The organism is Pseudomonas sp. MMS21 TM103 (assembly GCF_022132145.1).
Taxonomy (GTDB): domain Bacteria; phylum Pseudomonadota; class Gammaproteobacteria; order Pseudomonadales; family Pseudomonadaceae; genus Aquipseudomonas.
In genome coordinates this window covers 264561-288129 of the sequence record NZ_JAJISP010000005.1, presented here as the reverse complement: position 1 = coordinate 288129, position 23569 = coordinate 264561, and the positions used below count along the sequence as shown (strand labels likewise).

Here is a 23569-nt window from a genome sequence, read left to right as displayed (position 1 = left end):
TGCGCATTTGCGAGAGTCCCATGCCGTATCTCCACCATCCTAAGCGCCGTATCCTCCTTTTAGCTGGGTTGGTGGCTTTCGGTCCGTTGTCTATTGATACCTATCTACCGAGTCTTCCTCTCATTGCCGCCGATCTAGATGCCGCTGATAGTCAGGTACAGATGACTATAGGTCTGTATTTGGCTGGACTCTGCATAGGGATGCTTTTCTATGGGCCGCTTTCTGATCGCTTCGGCCGACGCTGGCTCCTTCTCGGCGGCATCTGTTTGTATCTTGTAGCGACCCTTGGTTGCTTATTCGCCGGATCTGTTTCCTCGCTAATGGGTTGGCGCTTCTTCCAGGCCTTGGGGGGCGCCGCGGCATCGGTGCTTGGTAGAGCAATCGTTCGCGATCAATTTCCTTTAGAGCAGTCGGCAAGAATCCTGTCGCTCATGCACCTTGCAACCATGCTCGCCACCCTAGTGGCTCCGTTGATTGGTAGCTTGTTGGCCCAAGTTTCCGGCTGGCGGGCGGTGTTCGCATTGCTTTTTGTGTTGGCAGCGCTGTGCTTGGTAGCTGTGTTTGTGGGGATTCCGGAAACTCATCCGGTCGAGCGCCGCGGACGGTCAATAGGGCAGGTATTTCGCGCTTATGGCGCGATTCTCCTGCAGCCGCAGGCATTGGGTTATTTGCTATGTATGGGGTTGTCGTTCGGCGGGATGTTCGCCTTCATAACCGCCTCGCCCTTCGTCTATATCAAGCACTTTGGCGTTTCCTCGCAGCATTACGCCTGGCTCTTCGGTCTGAATATTTTTGGAATTATCCTCATTACGAGTCTCAATGCACGGTTAGTGGGGCGTCTTGGACCACAGCGCATGCTTACGTTCGGTGCGTCTTTAGCACTATTTGCAGCACTGTTTTTATTGACGTGCGGCTTTACAGGTTGGGGCGGATTGCCTGCGATAGTGTTTGGCGTGTTGTTCTACGTTAGCGTGACTGGCCTGCTCGGGGCTAATTGCGTGGCTAGCTTGCTAGCATTATTTCCGCGTCAGGCCGGCGCGGCAGCAGGCTTGGCGGTGGCGTGCCAGTTCGCGTTGGGTGCTGCATTCAGTGCGATGGTTGGTGTGTTCGACGGCGGTCCGAAATCGATGTGCATGGCGATCGGAAGCGCTGGAATTGGTTGTTTCCTGGCCTTTTTGTTGACCCGTAAGTATGCGGCCCGTTTGCTGCCAGAAGCGGGTTAATTGAGGCCGCTTGTACTCGGGTTTTGATCTGCCCATAGGCTAAGCCTGAAACGGTAAACCGCGAGTAGCACGCCTGCCAGAGCTATGGCAACGGGGCCGTCGATAGCGTCAAATCCAAAGCGTGTGGCGGTGTAAATCGACACCACGCGTCCACGTAGTTCTACAGGTGTGCTGCTCTGTAGGACGATATTGGTACCCACATTACTGACTGTCACACGAAAGCCGAGCAGCGCCATGGCCACAATCGATATCGTTCTTCCGATGAAGACAAAGCGTGGGCGGTAAGCCGGGGCACCTTTTGTAACTCTGCTGAGTTCAGTGGCAGATCCCTGGAGAGCGGAGCTCAATCCAGATAGCGGTCGAAAAGTGTTTTGACCAACTGGCGCAGCCAGATGATTCCCGGGTCGTGATGATGGCGTGGGTGCCAATACTGACGCAGGTTCAGTGGGGGAGCTACGATCGGAGTTTTGACTACTTTTACGGCCTTGTAGCGGAGAAATATCTTGCCTAGTTCACTTGGCACGGTAGCAACGAGGCCGAGGTCTCCCTCCAGGATTGTAGGGATCGTTACAAAGTGTGGTGTCGTAAGGTAGATATCTCTTTGCAAGCCAAGATCATCTATGAATTGGTCGTAACGAGTGCTCCTGTCCGAGAGAACGACAGAAATGTGTTTCATGCTCAGGAACTGCTGCAAATCCATTTCATCGTGTGGATATGCGTTACTGACGATGGTCGCAAATGAGTGCTTAAAAAGCTCTTGCTGGAAAAGGTTTGGATCCTGAATGTAGTGAGAGCCTATTGCGAGATCTGTGTCCCCTTTTTCCAGAGAGTTCGCAATGTGCTCGGTCGACATCTGCGATGTCCGGATTCGGCAATTGGGTGCAAGTCTCTGAAGCGCCTCAATGAGTCGCGGTAAAAACACCAACTCACCCATATCAGTCATGCAAAGGCTGAACACTCTCACCGACGTAGTCGGGTCAAAACTTGCTCGAGCCAATAGGTTGCGCTGAACGGTCGAAACGATGTCGAGGACGAAGCCGCTCACCTCTTCCGCAAAAGGCGTCGGCTTCATCGCATCACCAATACGCACGAAAAGGGGGTCCTCGTAAAACTCTCGCAGACGCCGCAATGCATGGCTCATAGCACTTTGCGTCAGGCCTAGATTCTCAGCAGCTCGAGATACGTTGCGCTCACGCAGTAGCGCGTCGAAGGCGAGTAGCAAATTCATATCGAATTTCTTTGTATGAGCCGCGTGCATGGTTTGTATTGACCTCATGATCTATGCGCATAACGTTTCCTAATCTAGCATGACATTCCTGATTACAGATCCACCCTAAAACAACAAAAGATGAGGATAGCGTCATGCTCCTACGCAATGCTTGGTATGTGGCCGCTTGGTCAAGTGAAGTTCTGGCCGAAAAGCTTTTCGCGAGAACTATTCTGAATGTGCCAGTAGTCCTCTGGCGTGATACCTCCGGCGCAGTAGCAGCCTTTGAGGACCGCTGCTGTCACCGTGGCGCGCCATTGTCGAGTGGGCGCTTGGAAGGTGATCAGCTTCGTTGCATGTACCACGGCCTTTTGTTCGATACTTCCGGTCGCTGTGTCGAAATTCCTGGGCAGGAGCGAATTCCCCCGCAGGCGAAAGTACGTACCTTCCCCATCGTGGAGAAGCACAAGTGGATTTGGATTTGGGTGGGGGATGCCAGTTTGGCGGACCCGTCCCAGATACCTGACACGCATTGGCTGGATGACCCGGAATGGAGAAGCCTTGAGGGTTATACCTACTACACCACCAGCTATCTTCTGATCGCGGACAATCTGCTTGATCTGGCGCATCTGCCGTATGTGCATCCGACCACGCTGGGTGGTGATGAAGCCTATGCAGCATGCATTCCTCAAGTAGATAAGCTGGAAAATGGTGTTCGAGTCACACGTTGGGGCGAGGGTATTAAACCGGCTCCGTTTGTGCAGAAAATCAAAAACTATCAAGGCTCGGTAGATCGCTGGAATATCTACGATTTCTTGCTGCCCAGTATTTTTCTGATGGATTCAGGCATGCAGCCTGTTGGGAACAATGCGAAGGAAGGCAATCGAGTCAATGCCGCTGAATTCCGCAGTACACAGGCGCTAACGCCGGAAACGGATGACTCCACGCATTATTTCTTTTCTCAACCTCATAACTTTGCCATTGATGACCCAAAGGTCACCGCGGCGATCCATGAGCAGGTCGTAAAGGCCTTTGAAGAAGATAGCGACATCATTCATGCGCAAGATCGCATATTAAAGCTGAATTCCGATTTCAAGATGATGCCAATCGGAGCGGATGCCGCGCTTTCTTATTACAGATGGCTTGTGGCTAAGGCGTATAAGGCTGAGCAGGCGGCGAACAATCCAGTCAACTTTCAGGAGGTCTGAACATGGGCGCCTGGAACCGTGCTCGGGTGAAGACGTTGCAGCGAGCGGCGCATGCAGTCTTGGATATCCAGCTTGTAGCTGATGATGGGCAGCCTTTGCCTGAGGCGCAGGCAGGGTCGCACATTGATGTCCGACTGCCGAATGGCTTGATTCGGCAGTACTCCATTCACGAATACAGTTTTGAGGCCGCTAGCTATTCAATTGGAGTCGGACTATCCGAGCCATCACGGGGCGGTTCAGCCTTCATTCATGAGCGACTTGAAGTTGGGGATGTGCTTGAGATTGGTGCGCCCCGAAATAACTTTCCGATTGAGCCGGGCGCGAGGTCTTACTTGTTCATTGCTGGGGGCATTGGCATAACGCCAATTCTTAGCATGATTCGTTGGTGCGCTGCCAACAGCAAGCCTTGGGCTCTTCTCTATTGTGTGCGTTCGCGCGCTCGAGCCGCTTACATCGAGTATCTGCCAGGCGGGGGTAAGTTGGTGCTCCACGCCGATGATGAGCAAGCAGGACGTCCCGATCTGCAAACGTTTCTTCGTCAGGCGTGTGCCGATGACCAGGTGTATTGCTGTGGCCCAGCACTACTTATGGATGCAGTGGGTAATGTTGCGCAGGGCTACCTCCCTTCGGCTCAGGTGCACTTCGAACTATTTAGCGCACCAGAGTCAAGTGCACAACAGGACGGACCGAATAAGAGCTTCATTGTGGAGTTGGCTCAAAGCGGGTTTGAACTGACTGTTCCTGCAGATTCTAGCCTCCTGGATGTTCTCGAAGCGGCAGGGATATTGGTGCCTTATTCCTGCCGGGAGGGTCTGTGTCGTACCTGTGAATGCGAAGTGCTAGAGGGCGAGGTAGACCACCGTGACTATGTTCTCAGCGATGCGGAGCGAGCCTCTAACAAAGTGATGTTGCAATGCGTCTCGCGAGCTAAGTCTGAAAAGCTGGTTCTCGATCTCTGATGGGTATTTAGCATAGCGCTGCACGCCTAAGGATATTTATGGTTACTTCTGAATTGAACGATATCCGGGGCTTGCTTTTGTCCCGCAGAGAAAATCCCCTTGGGTCGCTACAGGAGGCGCGAGAGAGTTTTGACCAGCTCTGCAAGTTATTCCCGGCTCCCCCTGAGTGCTCATTTGCTTCCTCTGTACTGGGTGGTGTACCCGTGCGCGTCGCAACACAACCCAGTGCTGAGGCTTCGTTGCTATACGTCCATGGTGGTGGGTTCATGGTAGGCAGCGCTGAAGGTTTTGAGGGTATTGCCGGCACCCTTGCTTCTGCCGTGTCAGCCAATGCTTACATTATTGATTATCGGCTTGCGCCTGAACATCCTTACCCGGCTGCGGCAGAGGATTTCCTGGCCGCCTATTCGGCAATTCTCGACAGTTGCGAAAGCGCGAACGAGATCGTGCTGGTCGGGGACTCGGCTGGCGCTGGGTTGATCGTTGCGTCTCTCATACAGGCAAAGAGTCTGAGCATGGCCATGCCCGGATGTGTCGTGCTGTTTTCTCCTTGGATAGACCTGACTCTTACCGGTGACAGTATTCAGCGCAAGGCTTCTGTCGACTGCTTTCTAACATTGCAAAAGCTGCAAACTTGCGCTACCGCGTTTCTAGGGCCAGACCTTGGGGGGGCCACGTTCATTCTAGATTCCGACCTCAGTGGGTTTCCGCCTCTGATGATCCAGGTTGGGAGCGATGAGATGCTTCTTGATGATTCTATTCGCCTGGCGAGAAATGCTGGCGTGGCGGGTGTAGACGTTAAGCTGGAGGTCTGGCCTTGCATGTTTCACGTTTGGCAGACATTTGCGCCGAGTCTTACAGAAGGGCGTAATGCGCTTGCTGCATCTGCAGACTTTATCAATGCGGTGCTTGGGCGTGCCAAGGCGGTTAAGATGGCACCTTGCGTTGCTGCAACGGGAAACATTTGATTGTCGCCACGATGGCAGCCAAGGCAATCCACTCAGCCACATTCGAACGCTTTATTGGCAGTCCGCGTCGGCTGGGTACCGGGGCTGCTCCGCCCGCAAGCCCACATATTGTAGTCAGTGACAGATATCGACGGCCGTTTCATTCCACCGCGGCACGTTTCGCCGCTTACGCCGCTGCCGTGCACACCGACGGGGTGAGCCCCAGCGTCACGTCGGCCACGCGGATGCTAATCAACTCGGAGACTCGGGCCCCGTGTAGTAGAACAGCGCCTTCAGCATGCGACCGCGCCGGGCACGCCGTGTATTGGCATCGTGCGCCGCAAGCATTGCCTGAACCTCGTCGCGGGAGAGAAACCCGAGCAGTGGTTAACGCTTTAACGGGATGCCAAGATTTGCAAGGCCAGTTGCAGAGCTGACGGGCATTGCAAGGCCACGTAATGGGCAAAGGCTCGAACGGCGGCCATGCGCCGAAGCTACTGGGGGAGCTTCTGCCATTGGGCACCGCTGCGAAGGATCCAAAGGAGGGCCTCGATAAACCATCGACAGCTGGGTGCCTGCAGTAGCGGTATCCCCTATGTGGCGTTCAGCTGGCCCTGTATCTGAACCCGCTCGGTATCGCTTGACTGGCTTCTGTCGGTCATGGGAAAGCCGAATTCTAGAGGTTGGCTTACGTCAACGGACCTAACGAAAATACATCTAGCCGTGCTTGACAGGCACGGCCTTATCTTGCAAGTATACGGTACGTTCCGTTTCGATAGTGGATTTTGCGGCTGCTCCTGCTAGCGATTCTTGACGAGAGCTAGGCAGCCCTTCTAGAGGCTAGAGGGGGCGGTTTTGCGGCGTAAAAATTGAAATCTAGCGAAGCCTAATACAAAAACAAAAGAGGTTCGTATATGCGTGTATATAAGTCCAGTTCGTATGCGTATTCGGCGCCTACCTGTCGGTCGCATCTTCTCTCATGCGTGATGGCTGGTAGTGCGGCGAGTTTGATATCGCTAAGTGCTAGTGCATTCCAAATTGATACCGGCAACAACGACCTTAGGGTTCGCTGGGACAATACCCTCAAGTACAGTGCCGCATGGCGTGTTGAGGATCAGAGCAGCAAGCTTGCCAACAGCCATGTCGCTTTGAACCAAGATGACGGTGATCGTGGGTTCGATAAGGGCCTGATATCGAACCGTTTCGATCTCCTCTCAGAAGTGGACATTGGCTTCCGTGATTTCGGTGCTCGCGTAAGCGGCGCGGGCTGGTTCGACACCGAATATCAAAAGGATAATGACAACAACAACCCCGCCCGGGCTAACCAGCGTTCAGTTGCTTATAACGAATTTACCGACGATACCCGGCACCTTCACGGCGGCGATGCTGAAGTGTTGGATGCGTTCGTGTATTGGAATGGTGAAGTTGCCGATCGTGCTTTGTCCGTGCGCTTGGGTCGACATGGGTTGGTCTGGGGTGAGAGCCTGTTTTTTGGTTCCAACGGGATCGCGGGCGGCATGGCTCCCGTGGACGTGGTGAAGGCTATCTCGGTACCCAATACCCAGTTCAAGGAGATCACCAGGCCAGTAAGTCAGCTGTCTACTTCCTACCAGCTTACTGATGCGCTCTCCCTGGGTGCTTTCTATCAGTTTGAATGGGAGGAAACCCACTTGCCTGCTGCTGGCAGCTATTTCTCGACTCTCGACATGATGGGGGAGGGGGCTGAACGCATCATTGTTGGGGAGCCATTCCCTGAATTTCTCGGTGGCAATCCAAATAGTCCAGCCGCCTTTTTTCATGGAAATAACAAGGAAGCTAGGAGTTCTGGGCAGGGTGGTTTGCAGTTGCGCTACGCAGCTGAAACTGTCGACTATGGGCTCTATGCCATCCAATACCACGATAAAACGCCCCAGCTGTACCTCCGCCCTGATGTAGCAGGCCCGAATTTCGCTACCGGGAAAGTGGGTGAATTCTACTGGGTGTATCCGGAAGATATCCGTGCACTGGGCGCGAGTTTCACCACGTCAGTTGGTGAGTACAATTTTGCTGGGGAGGCGTCTATGCGCTGGAACATGCCCCTGGTTTCGAATGGTCAGGTCGTACTACCTGGTGTGGACGCTAACAATGACAGCCACCCGCTATACGCGGTAGGGCGGACAGCCCATGTGAATCTGAACGTTCTCGCTTCTCTTGAACCGTCGTTCATATCCAATGAAGCCACCTTGATCGGTGAAATTGCCTGGAACCGGTTGCTGAGCGTTACAGATAACCGATCGGCATTGGATTCGAATGCTACAGACGATGGAGTAGGGATCAAGTTAGTCTATTCGCCAACGTATCGTCAGATTTTCTCAGGCATTGATCTTAGCGTACCACTGGGGGTTAGTTATTTCCCAATGGGCAAGTCCGCTGTGGTTGGCGGTTTTGGGCCTGATAAAGGCGGTGATTTCAACATCGGTGTGAGTGCCACCTACCTTGATCGTGTCACTTTGGGGCTGACATACACACATTATTACGGCTCAGATGGCACCACGCTCAACGAAGCGAGTACGTTCAACTTTAAGCAGGCATTAAAGGATCGGGATTACCTGGCCTTCTCAATCAAGAGCACTTTCTAAGAGGACTTGCAGATGACTTTCCGGTTTAAATTTAGTGCCGCTTGCTTTTCCATACTGGGTGCTGTTGCTCTGAGTGCGTCTTCGATGGCCGCCGGAGTTGATGATTTGGGTAAAAGCCTGACGCCGCTGGGTGCGGAGCGGGCTGGCAATGCCGATAACACTATCCCTGAGTGGGATGGTGGATACACTACGGTTGATCCAGCCTATAAGAAGGGAGGCAAGCGCGGGGATCCTTTTGCCTCAGATAAGCCTTTGTTCAGCATCACGTCGAAGAATATGGCTCAGTACGCCGAAAAGCTGAGCGATGGTGTTAAGGAAATGTTCAAGCGATATCCGGACACTTATCGAATGGATATTTACCAAACACGTCGTACTGCTGCGGCGCCGCAGTGGATTTATGACAACACTGCGAAGAATGCAAGAAGCGCCAAGCTGGTAGAAGGGGGCGGCGGTCTTATGCCTGAAGGGGCTTATGGTGGCATCCCCTTCCCGATTCCGAAGAATGGCGACGAGGCGATGTGGAACCATCTGCTAAGTTGGAGCGGTACTTCGATTACACGGGACGCCCGTTTCTACCTGATTACCGCCGATGGTCAACAGGTAATGACTACCGATGGCCGCGCTATCCAAGAAATGCCATATTATTTCAAGGATGGCTCGGCGCAGACATTCGATGGCGATTATTGGATGATCCGTCTACTTAATGTTGGTCCGCCAATTCGCGCTGGCGAGCAAGCGATGGATCGGGCCAATCTCAATGCCGATAAATCACAAACGCATATCTATCTTGCCGGTCAGCGGCGTGTGCGCAAGGTGCCTAACTCCTGCTGCGACACTCCAGCACCATCCTCAGCAGGCGTGATGGCTTATGATGAGCTGAACGTTTATAAAGGGCGGTTGACTCGTTTCAACTGGACGTTGGTAGGTAAGAAGGAAGTATATATCCCCTATAACACCAATAAATTCTTTACTGCAGACAAGCCTGAAGACGTACTTGGTAAGCGGCATCTCAATCCGGACGCTCTGCGCTGGGAGATGCATCGTGTGTGGGTAGTTGAGGCGGATTTGAAATCAGGTGAGCGGCATCAAATGGTTAAAAGTCGTTACTACCTAGATGAAGATACCTGGCAGGCAGTGTTAGCTGATCGTTGGGATGCTAGTGGTCAATTGGCGAAAACCCTGTGGGCGTTGCCAGCTGTCATGCCAGATATCCCTGCCTTAGCTTCGGTGACGTCGGGCTTCTATGACTTTACTTCTGGTACCTGGTTTGTTCTTGATTTATTCACTGGGCAACCCTCGCAATGGGGGATTGTAGATCGCTTCAAAAAGTCTGATTTCTCGCCTGCGGTTATGGCGGGACAGGGTGTGCGTTAACGCTACGCCTCTCTGAAAAGCACCGACGCTCCGTTGGTCGGTGCTTTTGCAATACAGGTTCTTAGAGATAATAAAAATGTTAATGAACAGTCGTTTAGGTAGCTTGGCGTTAGCGTTCTATCTGTCTGCTTTCGCATCGCTGACTTATGCTGAAGGGCACGCTGTTGGGTCTGTCCTGTCCTCTCCTGCGATGCAAATTGCCACACCCGCCCATGCTGTTCTAATTGATTTGGCACGTGCTGGTGACCGACTAGTTGCCGTTGGTGAAAGGGGGGTCATTGTATTGTCCGATGACAATGGCCAGACCTGGCGTCAGGTTCAGGTTCCTGTCTCAGTTAGCCTAGTTTCAGTTCAATTTGTGGACACCCAGCGTGGCTGGGCTGTCGGACACGCTGGCGTAGTGTTGGCCACTGTGGATGGTGGCGAGCACTGGCACCTTCAGCTTACTGGTGTGCAGGCTGCAGAGATCGAGCTAAAGGCTGCTCAGGATGACAAAGCAATTGCAGCCGATACCGAAGCGGCTGATATGCGCATTTCCAATGCAGAGCGCCTGGTAGCGGATGGGGCGGATAAGCCATTCCTGGCGCTGCACTTTCTCGACGCTAAGCACGGTCTCGTCGTCGGCTCATACGGGATAGCATTTTCGACTCAGGATGGGGGGGGCACTTGGTACTCGCAGATTGGCCACATCGAAAATCCGTCGCTTGTGCATCTCTATGCTATCGCTCAGAAAGATCACCTTTGGTTCCTGGCCGGTGAGCAAGGTTATGTTGCTCGTTCGACCGATGACGGTGAGTCCTTCGCGCAACTGCAAAGTCCATATAACGGTAGCTTCTTCACCGCCAACTTACGCGGTGACGGAGCACTGCTGGTGGCAGGCCTAAAAGGTCATGCCTATCTGTCATCTGATGATGGTGACAGCTTTCATAGTATGAAGGTCTTTTGGCCCACTTCAATCAGCAGCTCCATTCGGATGCCCGATGGGACCGTACTGCTAGCCAATCAAGCCGGTGGTTTGTTGAGTAGCTCTGTCCCAAATGGGGAAGAGCTTAACCCTGTTGGCAAACCCTTGGGTATTCCTGTGAGCAGCATTATTGAGGCGGTCGACGGCAGTCTGATTACCTCCGGTGTTACTGGTTTGTCACGTTTTTCACATCTAACCACTGATGTTCCGGAGTGAGCATATGAATTCCGCGTGTCATCCTTCCCAGCCTAAGCCCGGCGCATTTGATCCAAGCTCCGGAACCTTGGTAGAGCGTGCTCTATTCAATCATCGGCGATGGGTTCTGCTGCTTTGTCTGCTGACTACTCTTCTGCTCGGCTGGCAATCCACACGCCTTGGGTTGAACGCTAGTTTTGAGAAGATGATTCCTACCGGACACCCTTACATTGCGAATTACTTAGCAAATCAAAAGGATCTGTCTGGGATCGGTAATACGGTGCGCGTCGCTGTCGCTAACAAGAAAGGAAATATTTACGACGCCAACTACCTGCGTACATTGCAGTCCATGAGCGACCGAATCTTCCTGTTACCAGGTGTTGATCGCGCTTACATGAAGTCGCTTTGGACGCCTGCGACCCGCTGGGTTTCTGTGACGGAGGATGGGCTAGACGGAGGCCCGGTAATTCCTGATAAGTACGACGGCAGCACCGCGTCACTAGCCAAACTGCGCAGGAATGTGCAGCTGTCGAATGAGATTGGCCAACTAATCGCTTTCGACCAACGCTCCAGCATTATTGCCATCCCATTGCTGTCGCGCACGCCGGATGGACAACCCCTGGATTACGCCAAACTATCTGCTCAGTTGGAGGCGCTTCGGGCTGAATTTCAAAGTGAAAGTGTCGACATCCACATCACTGGTTTCGCCAAGAAGGTTGGCGATCTGATTGAAGGGTTGACGCAGATTATGTTGTTTTTTGCCGTCGCGATCACGATCACGACGGCGGTGCTCTATGGCTATACCCGCTGTGTGCGCAGTACGCTTCTAGTGGTGTTCTGCTCGCTGGTGGCAGTGGTATGGCAGCTTGGATTGTTACCGTTATTAGGGTACGAGCTGGACCCGTACTCGGTACTGGTGCCCTTCCTTGTTTTTGCCATTGGCATGAGCCATGGTGCCCAAAAAATGAACGGGATCATGCAGGATATCGGTCGTGGCATGCATCGTGTGGTCGCCGCGCGATTCACGTTTCGCCGTTTGTTCCTCGCCGGCCTCACTGCGCTGCTTTGTGATGCCGTGGGTTTTGCCGTGCTAATAACCATTCAGATCAAAGTAATCCAAGATTTGGCGATCATCGCCAGCATTGGCGTAGCAGTACTGATTTTCACCAACCTAATTCTGCTACCGGTGCTGCTCTCGTACATTGGCGTAAACCCGCGCGCTGCCGAACTGAGCTTGAAGAGTGAGCGGGCCGAACAGAGCGGCCTAGAGCGACACGCGTTTTGGCGGTTCCTTGACCTTTTTACTCGCAAACCATGGGCTTTGATCAGCGTAGGTGTCAGCTTGGTGGTCGCTGTGCTTGGCTTTATGGTCAGCTTGCATCTGGCAATTGGCGATCTGGATGCCGGTGCGCCGGAGCTACGCCCGGACTCGCGCTACAACCTGGATGATGCCTTCATGACGCGCAGTTATGGGGCCAGTAGTGATCTGTTCGCAATAATGGTGAAGACGCCGAAGAGTGCCTGCTCGCGCTACGACATATTGCGCAAGGTCGATGAGTTGGATTGGCAATTGCGCAGTCTACCGGGGGTAGATTCGACTAACTCTTTGGCGCTACTGAGTCGCCGCATGTTGGTGGGGCTGTCTGAAGGCAACTCAAAATGGTACGAATTGCAGAACAATCAAGCGATGCTCAACATGATTACTGCCAGCGCGCCGCGAGGCCTCTATAACGAGTCCTGCAGTTTACTTACGCTTTACGTATATCTAAAAGATCACAAGGCCGAAACGCTTACGCGACTGGTAAATCATGTCGAGGCTTTTGCAGCGGCTAATGACACCGATGAAGTTAAATTCCAGCTTGCCGCCGGGAATGCGGGTATTGAGGCGGCTACGAACATTGTGGTGAAAGAGGCAAATCGCGAGATGCTGTTCTGGGTGTACGGAACCGTTATCTTGCTCTGCCTCATCACGTTCAGGTCCTGGCGAGCCACTCTTTGTGCTGTAATTCCGCTCATGCTCACGTCGATCTTGTGTGAAGCATTGATGGTCGGGTTAGGTATTGGCGTGAAGGTGGCAACCTTGCCGGTGATCGCTCTAGGTGTTGGTATCGGTGTTGACTACGCGTTGTATGTAATGACCATCATGCTGGGCTTCTTGCGCGAGGGTAAAAGCCTCTCAGAAGCTTATTACCGTGCCCTGGTTTCCACCGGCAAGGTGGTAATGCTCACAGGGGTAACCTTGGCCATCGGGGTGGGTACCTGGATATTTTCTCCAATCAAATTTCAGGCCGACATGGGTGTGCTCCTGGCGTTCATGTTCATCTGGAACATGGTAGGGGCTCTGTTGCTGCTGCCGGCACTGGCTTACTTCCTTTTGCCTTCCACGCATCGGCGTGATCCTTCTGGCAGCAGGCTGGCTAGCCTGGAGACGTTGAGAGATCAATCCATTTCAACTGTGTCTTGATAGCGCCAACGCCTCATCGGTAGCCCTGTCAACCCAAGATGCAGTGTAGTGGTCAACTAATCGTGGACACTGGTTTAGGTTTATCCGGCCAGTGATTCTGCATCTGCAGGCGTCCTGCTCCGTTGTAGTCGGTGGTGGCTGTAATAGTTCGTTAGATCGGGCAAAACCTCTGCCCCCGTCTGCTCTTGGCCATGCTCAGGAACCCGTTCAGCCTTTAAGTTTTGAAGAGACACTCCATTGTCCCAGTAGTTAGCCTACAAGCAACATGAACACTGGTTTTCCCCCATATGGATAGTCTGAAGTCGTCATGTATTTCTGGCTGACTTCAGCCCCCGCCGATTTTGACAGATTCGACAGCGCCAACAGTGTCACCGTTGCGCAGTAATCTTGGTCATTCCACGGAGGCGCACCTTCGCATCGCATCGCATACCCGACCCATCTCGATCAGGAACAATTCCTTGCGGATCTGTTTGCGCTTGTCGGCATACTCGGTGTAAGCGAAGGTCATCTGCTCCATCGGGAAACTCGGCAGGTTGAGCCTGGGTATATTGCCAAAACTGTGGAATCATCCCTGAAAGCGTACGGTACGGATATATTAAATGTTGTTTATTGTAAGGTATTGTTTATAAAGGGGTTATATAAATAGCAGGCAGCCAATGATCTGTTTATGTTGACAATACGATACGGCCCGTATTATTTTGTCGCATCACAATCAGAGGTGTGAGATGACCAAACGAAAACTGCGGGTGATGTGGTTTGTCCCCCCGGCTATAGCTGTTGTAGCGGCTTGGAATGAGCGTTTAGATTTTACGCTGGAGTCCAGCAAAACCCATTCTTCAGACGAGCAATTTGACGCGCTCGTTAATGGCCGTATCGACGCAGTCGTTACCTCGATTGATAATGTCTTGCACTGGAACCAGCGGTCAGGTCCTAAAGATTTTGTTGTGGTTGCACAGGTAGAAGCTACGACACCTCTACGTTTGATCGGTCGACCTAACCTCTCCACTCCTGCAGATTTACTGGGTGGCAATATCCTTGTGGATGCCCCTGAAAACGGCTTCGTTGTTGCACTCATGTCTATCTTGCATGCGAATGGATTAAATGTCGGCGACTATTCCATGTTGCAAGTCGGTGGTGTGGTTGAAAGATATAACTCCCTGGTTCAGGGGAGGGGGGACGCCACGTTACTGGGGCCGCCATTCGACTCTCTTGCGATAAAGCAAGGGTTGAAAGAAATAGCGTCTGTTCAAAATTCGTACCCTGAATTCCCAGGCCAGGGGGTTGTAATACGAAAGGCAAACGCGGATAGCAAAATTGCTCTTGAGATTTGGCTCGCTGAGCTAGCACATGCATTGTCAATTATTCCATTTAGTACTGAACGGCTGCAGGAGTCTTTGGCATTGCAAGGCATGCCTGATGATGCAGTTTGCGCGTTAATGGATTCCGTACCCAAAACGTTGACTCCTGACAAAATAGGAGTCCAGCTGTTAATCGATCAGCGAGCCCGTTTGGCATTGGCAGGCTCAGATTCGACTTATAGTCAAATTATTGATTGCACATATTTGACGTGAATAGCGGAGGTATTAATGAAAAAATTCGCTCTTGGTACTTTTTCCGTAAAATCTCATACAGGTAGTGATCGATTCGCTGGCCTTGTAATGAATGGGAAAGTAGTGCCGATTCAACGACTGGCGCTTGAATTTGGCATTAGCTCTTTGCTGAATAAGTCAGTCCTTCAGCTTCTTGATTCGTGGACTGAAAGTTTTCATGCGTTAGCGGGTTTTGTCGATATGGTCAATCCCGCGGATTGGCATGATGAGGTGGATCTGAAATTCCATCCTGCGATCGATCTCCCTCGGCAGGTTTTCTGTACCGGGGCTAATTACCGTAAGCACGTAGTAGATCTGACGGTTGACTCTAACGTAGGTCCAGAGGGCTTGAGTAAGGAAGAGCTCAAGGCTTGGGCTGAGGAAATGATGGATGAGCGGGTGGCTTTGGGTGAACCCTATGTATTCACTAAGCCCGTTTCGGCCATTGCTGGCGCGTATGATGATTTAGTATTGCCGTCCAATACTGAGAAGCCTGACTGGGAGTTGGAGCTGGCTGTAGTTATTGGGAAGGAGGGCTATAATGTCGATGTTTCTGAAGCCATGGATTATGTAGCCGGTTACACAATTGTTAATGATATCTCTGCGCGTGATCTAATCCCTCGAACTGATTACAAGATGTTGGGGACTGATTGGTTTAGATCCAAGGGGCAGCCAGGCTTTCTTCCTCTTGGCCCGTATTTGGTGCCTAAATCATTTATTGAAAATCCGTACGATCTGTCAATGCTTTTGCATGTGTCTGGCTCTACCATGCAGGATGAAAATACATCGGATATGTTGTTTAGTATTGAGCAGCAAATTGCTTATATATCTAAGTACGCTAAATTACTGCCCGGTGATGTGATCTGCACAGGTTCTCCTGCTGGAAACGGAACACATTACAATCGATTCCTCAAGAGTGGTGATGTGATGCATGGCGAGATTTCTGGTCTTGGTTATCAACGCCAAAAATGTGTTGCGCAAAAAAATAATTCTTAAGTGGTGCTAATGGACAATTCTGACCGCGCTTTACTTGAACAGCTTATATCCAAAGGGGTTTTTGATGTGCCTCTTGAAATGACACACGGTTTAAAGGAATTTGGCGCTCGTTTAGTGAAAGGGGAGCCTGGGGTTATAGAACTTAGTTTTCAGGTTCCAGAAACTACTACTCAAGGGAATGGGGTGGTATCTGGCGGGGCTTTAACGACCATGTTGGATTACGCAATGGCTTATGCCGTTTTGAGTAAGTTGAAGTATGGGAAAACCTGTGCCACAACGAGTATTACCGTAAATATGCAGGCCGCCGCTGAGCCGTCATTGATGCGTGTAGTCGGAACGGTAGACAGAGTAGGGCGTCAGGTGGCTTTTGCGCGAAGCGAAATATATGACGTTAAAGACCGCCTCATTGCTAACTCTTCAGCAACTTTCTTTGTAATGGACGTGGTTTCTGGTTGATTGGGTTCTGGGCGTAAAAAGTTTCATTAAATAAAAACGATACGTATCGACATTTTGGAGGAGTGATGAGTAAAAACGACGCGGCTACTCATAAGCCAGTTCGAAGAATTGTCACCGGTCACGACGAGAAAGGGAGTTCTATTTTCCTTAGTGATGGTGGTGCTCTTAATGTTGTCGCAGGCGCAGGGCGGCCCGTTGCACAAGTTCTGTGGGCGACAGGTGAGGGGCGGGCTAGCGGTGATGAGCCAGCACCTGAGGGGCACAAATTTGCGTTCCATTCTGAGGGTGGCTCGATTCTTCGTATCGTCGATTTTCCACCGGACGAAAGTTACAACCAGGAAGAGTTGGTTGACTTCTTAGATAAAGAAGGAGTTCGGGATCAGAATAAGCCACGGCATTTCTGGTTTCACAAAACGGAGTCTTTAGATTACGCAGTAGTGTTGGAGGGCGAAATTTACGCGATGTTGGACGAGGGCGAGAGGCTTCTGCGCTCTGGCGATGTGTTGATTCAGCGGGCTACTAACCACAGTTGGTCAAATCGCTCTGGAAAAAACTGCCGCATGCTATTTGTCCTGCTTGCATTGAAAGAAGGGGAGCCACTATGAAAAAAGTCATCATTACGGCAGCCATCACGGGTGGTGCGCACACTCCCTCGATGTCTCCCTATCTTCCCATCACTCCGGGTGAGATTGCAGAGCAAGCTATCGAGGCTGTGGAAGCTGGCGCCGCCATCGTCCATCTTCATGCTCGTGATCCGATTGACGGCCGTCCTACGGGAAGCCCTGATGTCTTCCGGCAGTTTGTTAACCGCATCAAGAATGAAACCGACGCCATTATTAATATCTCCACTGGCGGTGGTGGACCTGGCATGCCCATTAACGAGCGAGCAGCGGCAGGCTTGGCACTGGAACCTGAGATGTGCTCACTGAACATGGGGTCAATCAACCTCAATCTTTCTGAAATGGCTAAAAAAGACCGAGATTGGCGTTTCGATTGGGAGGTTAAGCATCTTGAGGCAACAAAGGATCAGGTCTTCAAAAACACCTACAGCGATATTGAGTGGATATTGACGGAAATTGGTGGTGGTGGGACCCGTTTCGAGTTTGAGTGCTACGACATCAGTCACTTGTATACGTTGAAGTATTTCCTTGATCATGGACTCGTTAAACCTCCGCTTTTTATTCAATCTGTCTTTGGTTTGCGAGGGGCTATGGGGTCGCATTTTGAGGATGTAATGCATCAGAAGCGGACAGCAGACCGCCTGTTTGGAGACCAGTATCATTGGTCCGTTCTTGGTGCAGGCAAAGACCAAATCCCGCTGGCTACTATGGCTGCTTTGATGGGCGGGAATGTCCGTGTTGGGCTCGAAGACAGTCTTTACATCGGTAGAGGAGAGCTTGCGGTTTCAAACGCAGAGCAGGTTCGGAAAATTAGGACAATTTTGGAAGCGCTCGGTATCGAGGTGGCAACACCTGATGAGGCGCGAGAAATGCTGGGTCTTAAAGGTAAGGATTGCACTGCGTTTTAAGGCGAGTACAGCTCTTACTTACGTCGGAAATATCTATTAAGCTTTTCTGCTGTGTCATGTTTTTCGTTACTTTCCGGTGTAAAGCCGGCTTTTTCGACCGTAGGCGTCCGGCGAACACGACTTCCTGACGCCACCGCTTAGGGCTATGGTGTCCACCTATTGTAAGTGGACACCATTTTTAGCCCTAACAAGCGGATCGCCATGCGCCAACGAAACTCATAGCCAGCGGCGGCGGTAGAGATCCGCGAATACCTTGGCCAGGAAGTCCTGTCGACCCAGCAAGGAGGTCACCAGCACTTCGCTTTCACCGCTGGCCAGTTCGACCCGGACCAGATGCCGTTTGACCCGGCCCGCGGGATCGACGCCGGCCTTGGTACACAACAGACGCGCTTCGGGATGACTGGCGGCGAAGAACAGAGTGTCTTTGACCTGACCCGAGTGGAGTAACTGTTTGACCTGCGCGTTGTAGCCACAGGGCAGGCGCATCAGGAAATGCCGCTGTTGCTGCTCAAACAGCCAGTGCCAGTGCTAGCCGCTGTCAAACAGCGTCAGGCTGTCAGCGGGCAGATGCACGAGGTGCAGGTGGGCGGAATCGCGCTCGCCGACCTCGGATAGCACGATCATGCGCAATTGTACCCATCTGACCAGTCAGTTGCATGTGTGCTGACCACGGATTGCATCCGAGTTGACCCTTAGGCTGTATCGATGAGACGGTAATCCCCCCATTTTTAGCACTCGCCAAAAGTAGAGGTCAGGTCCGCAGTATGCCGCGATAGCCGGTCGCAGCGGCCTTGGCACTGGCTTTGGTTTGCTCTACAGCGGACACCACGCACTTGTCTTCATCTAGAAAAGCTTACCCAGGGGTCTCAAGTCCAATCAGATGAGCTGCGGTTTGCTGTGCTTTCTCCAGATCGAGATACATCGTGGCGAATGACTCCATAAGAAGCTCAGGAGGCAGCGCCCAGTCCCATTTCTCCCTGATCATATTCTGAACATTGTGAAGGATAGTGCTCGCCTTAAGCTCCTTTAAAGCTGCAACCTCTCGAAGCTTGCTTTCAAGCAACGCCCCTCCACCTTGCACCTCAATGACCAGTCCTGAGTTCTCAGTGGGCAAGCCGACGTACTCGAGAAGGACGGCTAAGGCATCGCTGGTCCAATCACCCTGCCAGGTGAAAAGACAGGTTCTTCCTCCGCTCTCAATAAAGCGCTGATGGCCCAACTTAAGATCAGCAAAGCCTTGCCGCGCCTCCGCCAGTAAACTCTGTGCCACTGGATCGAGGTAGGGATAGGCCTCCTCTTCCTGCAGTACGTTTTTCATCTCTTGCCGAACATTGTCGTGAACTCGAGCAGCCAGACCGTCAAAAGCCGGGGGAGCTCCTCCTAGGCAAGGCTTGACGACAATCACCTTGCCTTCCGTATCAACGTTAATCACCTGCCAACGACGCCCGGCGAAGATGATGCGCTGTTCAGCACACAGTGGTCGCGAGATAGGCAGGGCCCCAAGGGGTCTTCCATCGCAAACAATTCGGAATTCTTCATTGCTTGTGAATGCACTGTAGAAGTCATAGTGGTTGATCAGCCGCTCGCCCAAGGTCGCAAGCGTGGCCGACCTTGTATCCGTCGCAGAAGGCCGTCGTCAGATTGTGAAGTTCCATGGAGACTTCGATGACGACGCATCGATCGTCCTCGACGAGACCAGTTATTTCAAGAGGTTGAATTATGACTCCCCGCTGGACATCAAACTCAGTAACGACGTCCTGGGGAATTCAGTCCTCTTCATCGGATACAGCCTGACCGACATCAACATCCGACTCCTGTTCTATCGACGGACAGAGATGTGGGGGCGCTCGGCCCTCTCATCTGCCAGGCCAAAGTCCTACGTGTTCACGAATCGACCGAACCCAGTCGCACAGGAGGTCTTGGGCCAGTGGGGAATCGAGATGATTGTTTCGGAGGATGACGACCCTAAGAAGGCGCTCACAGATTTCCTTCACGAATTGGTGAGCTAAGGTTGAGCCGTCGCACGGAGGGTGCCCTTTGTAAGGGTACCCCTTCAACCACTACGGAATTGGTAGATTGGGACTTATCTAACTACCAAGACCGCCTAGTGCGACGTACTTTATTTCCAAGTAGTCGTCAAGGCCATACTTTGATCCTTCTCGACCTAGGCCGGAAGTTTTCACGCCGCCAAATGGGGCGACTTCGGTTGAGATAATTCCTTCGTTAACACCAACCATGCCGAACTCAAGGTTATCGACAACGCGGAAAATTCGACCCACATCGCGTGCATAAACATAGGCCGCCAAACCGAATGGCGTATCGTTGGCCATCTCGATTGCTTCCGCTTCTGTTTCGAATCGGAAGAGTGGAGCTACTGGGCCGAATGTTTCATCGTTAAAAATCAGTGCTTCGCGAGGCACATTGATTAAAACGGTCGGTTCGAAGTAGCTACCACCTAATGCATGGCGTTTGCCACCTGTTGCGACCGTTGCGCCTTTTGCTAGAGCGTCGGCAATATGTTCCTCAACTTTGTCCACTGCCTCGCTATTGATAAGTGGTCCTTGGACGACGCCTTCGTGCATGCCGTTACCAACTTTAAGGGCTGCGGTCGCTTCGGCGAGCTTTTTAGCGAAAGCATCGTAGATACCCGATTGTACGAGTATGCGGTTAGCTGCAACGCAGGCTTGGCCGGTATTACGGTACTTGGCAGCCACGGTACCCTTAACGGCGGCGTCGATGTCAGCATCGTCGAAGACGATAAATGGAGCATTGCCTCCCAGTTCCATGCTCGTTTTTTTGACTGTTGGCGCACATTGAGCGAGAAGCAGTGAGCCGACTTCAGTTGAACCGGTGAACGATAGCTTGCGTACTACTGGGCTAGCGGTGAGCTCCCCGCCGATTGCTCTAGCGGAGCCGGTAACAACGTTGCACACACCAGCAGGTAAACCGGCGCGCTCAGCCAACACTGCCAGAGCAAGAGCTGAAAGCGGGGTTTGACTCGCAGGTTTGATGACTCCTGCGCAGCCTACAGCCCAGCCTGGGCCGGCCTTGCGAGTAATCATCGCTGATGGAAAGTTCCAGGGTGTGATTGCTGCAAAAACACCGATAGGTGATTTCTGAACCAGGAGGCGTCGACCATCTACGTTTTGCGGGATGATATCGCCATAAACCCGTTTTGCTTCCTCTGCATACCACTCGATGAAGCCAGCGGCATAGATGATCTCTCCGCGCGACTCAACCAGCGGCTTACCTTGTTCGGCGGTCATGATGACTGCAAGATCTTCAAGGTTTTCGTGCATTAGATCGAACAGTATGCGTAGAATTTTTGAGCGCTCTTTAGGCAGCGTGTTGCGCCATCCACGCATCGCGCGTTCGGCTGCTACAATAGCGCGTTGAGTTTCGACTGCACCACCATTGGGAACTCTGGCTACCAATTCTCCTGTGGCTGGGTTGCGTACCTCAATCGTTTGGCCGTTGTCGGCTTGGACCCATTCGCCACCGATCAGCATGGCTTGGCGCAATAGGTCAGGATCTTTCAGTTGCAATGTTACGTGTGCGTTCATTGGGTAAGTCTCACGCAGGGTTTCGGCCGACGAAGAAGGCTTCGTCAATGTCAGTGGTTGGGTTAAGACCTGCGGCCTCTAACCCTTTGCGCAGCACTACCATGTCTCGCTGGTACACGCGCTGCGTTGGGTGCGGCAATGGACCGCCGTTGTAACCCTGTAGCCAGCCTTGGTACTTCCACATCATTCGGTTCAGCAGGCCGTTGGCGGCCATTGGGAGGCTAGCGAACGCTTTGCGTGCGGGGTCAATCTTGTACCAGAGCTGGGTTGCCTCGTCGTGGTTACCGGACTGAATGAGTTTGTGGATGTGCGGAATCGTCGGGCCGTAATACGAGGAATAGTTAGTACCACAGAAGGGGATGTCCATTACCTGCGCCAGCGGTACGTACTCGTACTCGAGTGGGGAGGAGATAACTACTTCCTTATGGAACTCCCGGTGTACTTCAATGGCGGACATGATGTAGGGCAGTCCACCTTCTGCTTTGATAGCAACGACGTTAGGAATCTCATCTACCATCCGGCGCAGCACGGAAACTGGGATGTCGGCCGGGTGAAGTCGACCAAAGCCCCATGCGGGTAAAGGGAAAACGATAACGCCAAGTTTGGTCGCGTCGCAAAACGCTTTGGTGTACTCAAATACCTCGTCGAAAGACTTTGGATGGAAGTACGGTGGGTAGCCGAGGAGTACCAAGTCGGCGCCAGCTGCTTCGGCGCACTTTACTGCCTCGATGTTGTCTTCCAGGGTGTTAAATACCGCGTGGTGAATGACCATGAGGCGACCAGCTGCTTGGTCGGCCATGATGCGGCAAAATTCACCGTATTGGTCGAGTGTGATTGCAACTTCAGAGCAGGAGAGCGAGCCGACGAAGCCGTGCTTAATGGCGAGCTCTACATCATGTCGAACAGCTTTTTCGTTGATGCGTTTGAAGTCCGCAGTAAGGGTTGGAATGGTGACGTTGCCGACGCCGTTGAGGCGCTCACGTGCCCAGTCGCGGGCGTCCTTTTTGTTGTAGTTGGCCATGGACGGCTCCTAACAGTTTGCGTTAATGGTAATCGGTGTGTGCGATTCAGCGTTTCGTTTCAAATTCGATAGGCAATGGTGTCGCCTGGCCAGCCTCTAGTGCCTTGGTCAGAATCAACTCTGCAACTACGATGTCCTGCAGGCCCCCGCCAACCGATTTGAACATAGGGGCCTTCGCACGACATAGTTGATCGTTGCACGCGCCACTCATCAAGTCGGCCAGGCTGAAGGCCTTGTCGTGAAAGCGGATGCCGGCAGCGTGTGCAGCAATCATGTCTCCCGTTTCTTCCAGCACTTCTTCCAGGGTGTCGCAAATGATTAGATCGCTTCGCTCGACTACCGAAACGTCGATTTCACGTTGTTCAGGAATTGTTGAGCCAATCGATACGACTGTCGCACCTGGTTTCAGCCAGGCAGCGAAAAGAATGGGTTCCTCGCCTTGAGAGCGAGCGGCAGTTAGCACGATATCGGCACCCTCTACAGCTTCTCTGGCCGAGGCGACCCCTTTAGCTGTTATCCCTAGATCACGAGTTACAGCTGCTGCAAACGCTTCGCGTCGTGCCTGAGTCGGGCTGAATACGGTCACTTCGGTTAGCTGGCGCACGCTTGCGAAAGCTCGTGTATGCATAGAGGCTTCCAAACCGCTGCCGAGAACGGCGAGTCGGGCTGGTCGCTTAGGGGCAAGTAGGTCTAGGGCTGAAGCTGAAGTGGCCGCAGTGCGGTACCCAGTAACCAAGTTTCCATCGATAAATGCAGCGATTCGATTTGTCGTCCGATCGAACAGCACAATGACGTACTCAATTCCTGGTGGCGCGTCCCCCCCCATGTTTGAGCCCATCAATTTGGCACCGTAATAGCGTCCACCTACCGGTATAGCCGGAAGTGTTCGCAGCCATGTTTTATCAAGAACGGCAACGGTGCGTGGCGGCGTCGCCTTCGCCGGAATCTTATGGCCGTACGCTTTCTGCAGCGCCGCAATGGCATCTTCCCATCGGAAAACAGATCTTGCGACATCGCTAGACACGAACACGGGTGCTTGAAGGGGGGCAGTCATTATTTGAACTCCGTGAAAACTTTTAGAAGTCGATTGCGTGGCCTTGGATTGCGGTAGTGGCTTGTATCTACACCCAAAGGGTCAAATACGTTTTCGGACGCTGATCAGCTAATCCGAACCGCCGAAAGGCCCCATGGCAGTGTGTCGTCTGGACTGAAATACCTCGTTGATCTACCAGATCAATTGCTCTTCATGAGGCGCGT

At 52.4% G+C, this 23569-nt stretch carries 18 protein-coding genes and 3 pseudogenes; 14 read left to right on the top strand and 7 right to left on the bottom strand.

The genetic code is table 11. The features are described 5' to 3' along the window. Positions 1 to 20: 20 nt before the first annotated feature. A complete protein-coding gene (locus LJY18_RS16770) occupies positions 21 to 1223 on the top strand; it encodes a Bcr/CflA family multidrug efflux MFS transporter (protein ID WP_238042927.1) in 1203 nt (400 codons plus the stop codon). A gap of 343 nt (positions 1224 to 1566) precedes the next feature. On the opposite strand, the gene LJY18_RS16760 is transcribed toward LJY18_RS16770, so the two are convergent. Then, the gene (locus tag LJY18_RS16760) at positions 1567 to 2451 is read right to left on the bottom strand and encodes a LysR family transcriptional regulator (RefSeq protein ID WP_238042926.1); all 885 of its coding nucleotides are present in this window, start codon (positions 2449 to 2451) and stop codon (positions 1567 to 1569) included. A gap of 134 nt (positions 2452 to 2585) precedes the next feature. Here LJY18_RS16760 and LJY18_RS16755 point away from each other — a divergent pair, with 134 nt between their 5' ends. The 7 genes from LJY18_RS16755 to LJY18_RS16725 all read left to right on the top strand — a co-directional run bounded on the left by LJY18_RS16755 (position 2586) and on the right by LJY18_RS16725 (position 13159). Beyond that, a complete protein-coding gene (locus LJY18_RS16755; protein ID WP_238042925.1) occupies positions 2586 to 3638 on the top strand; it encodes an aromatic ring-hydroxylating dioxygenase subunit alpha in 1053 nt (350 codons plus the stop codon). A gap of 2 nt (positions 3639 to 3640) precedes the next feature. Further along, entirely contained in the window at positions 3641 to 4597 is a 957-nt protein-coding gene (locus LJY18_RS16750) for a PDR/VanB family oxidoreductase (RefSeq protein WP_238042924.1), read from the top strand. 38 nt (positions 4598 to 4635) lie between these two features. Continuing rightward, positions 4636 to 5565, top strand: a complete 930-nt coding sequence (locus LJY18_RS16745) for an alpha/beta hydrolase (RefSeq protein ID WP_238042923.1) — start codon at positions 4636 to 4638, stop codon at positions 5563 to 5565. A 965-nt stretch (positions 5566 to 6530) separates the two neighbouring features. Further along, the gene (locus tag LJY18_RS16740; RefSeq protein ID WP_238043053.1) at positions 6531 to 8162 is read left to right on the top strand and encodes a DUF1302 domain-containing protein; all 1632 of its coding nucleotides are present in this window, start codon (positions 6531 to 6533) and stop codon (positions 8160 to 8162) included. A 12-nt stretch (positions 8163 to 8174) separates the two neighbouring features. Continuing rightward, entirely contained in the window at positions 8175 to 9536 is a 1362-nt protein-coding gene (locus tag LJY18_RS16735) for a DUF1329 domain-containing protein (protein ID WP_238042922.1), read from the top strand. Positions 9537 to 9618: 82 nt separating this feature from the next. Continuing rightward, the gene (locus LJY18_RS16730) at positions 9619 to 10716 is read left to right on the top strand and encodes a WD40/YVTN/BNR-like repeat-containing protein (protein WP_238042921.1); all 1098 of its coding nucleotides are present in this window, start codon (positions 9619 to 9621) and stop codon (positions 10714 to 10716) included. A gap of 4 nt (positions 10717 to 10720) precedes the next feature. Continuing rightward, complete coding sequence (locus LJY18_RS16725; protein ID WP_238042920.1) at positions 10721 to 13159, top strand: efflux RND transporter permease subunit; 2439 nt, start codon at positions 10721 to 10723, stop codon at positions 13157 to 13159. A 391-nt stretch (positions 13160 to 13550) separates the two neighbouring features. On the opposite strand, the gene LJY18_RS22520 is transcribed toward LJY18_RS16725, so the two are convergent. Beyond that, positions 13551 to 13676 (bottom strand): hypothetical protein, encoded by a 126-nt coding sequence (locus LJY18_RS22520; protein ID WP_269137864.1) that lies wholly within the window; start codon positions 13674 to 13676, stop codon positions 13551 to 13553. 208 nt (positions 13677 to 13884) lie between these two features. Between LJY18_RS22520 and LJY18_RS16720 the strand changes: the two genes are divergently transcribed. From LJY18_RS16720 to LJY18_RS16700, 5 genes are all read left to right on the top strand, one after another. Continuing rightward, positions 13885 to 14730: an ABC transporter substrate-binding protein gene (locus LJY18_RS16720; RefSeq protein ID WP_238042919.1), complete on the top strand. Its 846-nt coding sequence runs from the start codon at positions 13885 to 13887 to the stop codon at positions 14728 to 14730. Positions 14731 to 14745: 15 nt separating this feature from the next. Then, complete coding sequence (locus LJY18_RS16715) at positions 14746 to 15744, top strand: fumarylacetoacetate hydrolase family protein (protein ID WP_238042918.1); 999 nt, start codon at positions 14746 to 14748, stop codon at positions 15742 to 15744. A 9-nt stretch (positions 15745 to 15753) separates the two neighbouring features. Next, the gene (locus LJY18_RS16710; protein WP_238042917.1) at positions 15754 to 16200 is read left to right on the top strand and encodes a PaaI family thioesterase; all 447 of its coding nucleotides are present in this window, start codon (positions 15754 to 15756) and stop codon (positions 16198 to 16200) included. 65 nt (positions 16201 to 16265) lie between these two features. After that, positions 16266 to 16805: a cupin domain-containing protein gene (locus tag LJY18_RS16705; RefSeq protein ID WP_238042916.1), complete on the top strand. Its 540-nt coding sequence runs from the start codon at positions 16266 to 16268 to the stop codon at positions 16803 to 16805. Then, entirely contained in the window at positions 16802 to 17728 is a 927-nt protein-coding gene (locus LJY18_RS16700) for a 3-keto-5-aminohexanoate cleavage protein (protein WP_238042915.1), read from the top strand. Before LJY18_RS16705 ends, LJY18_RS16700 begins: the two co-directional genes overlap by 4 nt. 222 nt (positions 17729 to 17950) lie before the next feature. Here the strand turns inward: LJY18_RS16700 and LJY18_RS16695 are convergent. Further along, positions 17951 to 18352: pseudogene (locus tag LJY18_RS16695) on the bottom strand (IS4 family transposase); the annotation flags it as partial. Between the two features lie 229 nt (positions 18353 to 18581). After that, a pseudogene (locus LJY18_RS16690) lies at positions 18582 to 19319 on the bottom strand (DEAD/DEAH box helicase); the annotation flags it as partial. On the opposite strand from LJY18_RS16690, the pseudogene LJY18_RS16685 reads away from it, so the two are divergent. Continuing rightward, positions 19318 to 19737 (top strand): annotated as a pseudogene (locus LJY18_RS16685) (SIR2 family protein); the annotation flags it as partial. The pseudogenes LJY18_RS16690 and LJY18_RS16685 overlap by 2 nt on opposite strands. A 78-nt stretch (positions 19738 to 19815) precedes the next feature. On the opposite strand, the gene LJY18_RS16680 reads toward LJY18_RS16685, so the two are convergent. Genes LJY18_RS16680 through LJY18_RS16670 form a run of 3 tightly spaced genes read right to left on the bottom strand, consistent with a single transcriptional unit; the run spans position 19816 to position 23366 of the window. After that, positions 19816 to 21273 carry an NAD-dependent succinate-semialdehyde dehydrogenase gene (locus LJY18_RS16680; protein ID WP_330872776.1) on the bottom strand — a complete coding sequence of 486 codons (1458 nt, stop codon included), beginning with the start codon at positions 21271 to 21273 and terminating at the stop codon, positions 19816 to 19818. A gap of 28 nt (positions 21274 to 21301) precedes the next feature. Further along, positions 21302 to 22312: a dihydrodipicolinate synthase family protein gene (locus LJY18_RS16675; protein ID WP_238042913.1), complete on the bottom strand. Its 1011-nt coding sequence runs from the start codon at positions 22310 to 22312 to the stop codon at positions 21302 to 21304. A 46-nt stretch (positions 22313 to 22358) separates the two neighbouring features. Next, a complete protein-coding gene (locus LJY18_RS16670) occupies positions 22359 to 23366 on the bottom strand; it encodes an ornithine cyclodeaminase family protein (protein WP_238042912.1) in 1008 nt (335 codons plus the stop codon). Between the last annotated feature and the right edge of the window lie 203 nt (positions 23367 to 23569).

Excerpts from the sequence above, each read along its gene's own strand:
- LJY18_RS16770 (WP_238042927.1), top strand. The coding sequence starts at position 21 with ATGCCGTATCTCCACCATCCTAAGCGCCGTATCCTCCTTTTAGCTGGG.
- LJY18_RS16700 (WP_238042915.1), top strand. The coding sequence starts at position 16,802 with ATGAAAAAAGTCATCATTACGGCAGCCATCACGGGTGGTGCGCACACT.
- LJY18_RS16705 (WP_238042916.1), top strand. The coding sequence starts at position 16,266 with ATGAGTAAAAACGACGCGGCTACTCATAAGCCAGTTCGAAGAATTGTC.
- LJY18_RS16740 (WP_238043053.1), top strand. The coding sequence starts at position 6,531 with ATGGCTGGTAGTGCGGCGAGTTTGATATCGCTAAGTGCTAGTGCATTC.
- LJY18_RS16750 (WP_238042924.1), top strand. The coding sequence starts at position 3,641 with ATGGGCGCCTGGAACCGTGCTCGGGTGAAGACGTTGCAGCGAGCGGCG.
- LJY18_RS16730 (WP_238042921.1), top strand. The coding sequence starts at position 9,619 with ATGAACAGTCGTTTAGGTAGCTTGGCGTTAGCGTTCTATCTGTCTGCT.
- LJY18_RS16710 (WP_238042917.1), top strand. The coding sequence starts at position 15,754 with ATGGACAATTCTGACCGCGCTTTACTTGAACAGCTTATATCCAAAGGG.
- LJY18_RS16725 (WP_238042920.1), top strand. The coding sequence starts at position 10,721 with ATGAATTCCGCGTGTCATCCTTCCCAGCCTAAGCCCGGCGCATTTGAT.
- LJY18_RS16720 (WP_238042919.1), top strand. The coding sequence starts at position 13,885 with ATGACCAAACGAAAACTGCGGGTGATGTGGTTTGTCCCCCCGGCTATA.
- LJY18_RS16675 (WP_238042913.1), bottom strand. The coding sequence starts at position 22,312 with ATGGCCAACTACAACAAAAAGGACGCCCGCGACTGGGCACGTGAGCGC.
- LJY18_RS16760 (WP_238042926.1), bottom strand. The coding sequence starts at position 2,451 with ATGAATTTGCTACTCGCCTTCGACGCGCTACTGCGTGAGCGCAACGTA.
- LJY18_RS16755 (WP_238042925.1), top strand. The coding sequence starts at position 2,586 with ATGCTCCTACGCAATGCTTGGTATGTGGCCGCTTGGTCAAGTGAAGTT.
- LJY18_RS22520 (WP_269137864.1), bottom strand. The coding sequence starts at position 13,676 with ATGGAGCAGATGACCTTCGCTTACACCGAGTATGCCGACAAGCGCAAA.
- LJY18_RS16735 (WP_238042922.1), top strand. The coding sequence starts at position 8,175 with ATGACTTTCCGGTTTAAATTTAGTGCCGCTTGCTTTTCCATACTGGGT.
- LJY18_RS16670 (WP_238042912.1), bottom strand. The coding sequence starts at position 23,366 with ATGACTGCCCCCCTTCAAGCACCCGTGTTCGTGTCTAGCGATGTCGCA.
- LJY18_RS16715 (WP_238042918.1), top strand. The coding sequence starts at position 14,746 with ATGAAAAAATTCGCTCTTGGTACTTTTTCCGTAAAATCTCATACAGGT.
- LJY18_RS16745 (WP_238042923.1), top strand. The coding sequence starts at position 4,636 with ATGGTTACTTCTGAATTGAACGATATCCGGGGCTTGCTTTTGTCCCGC.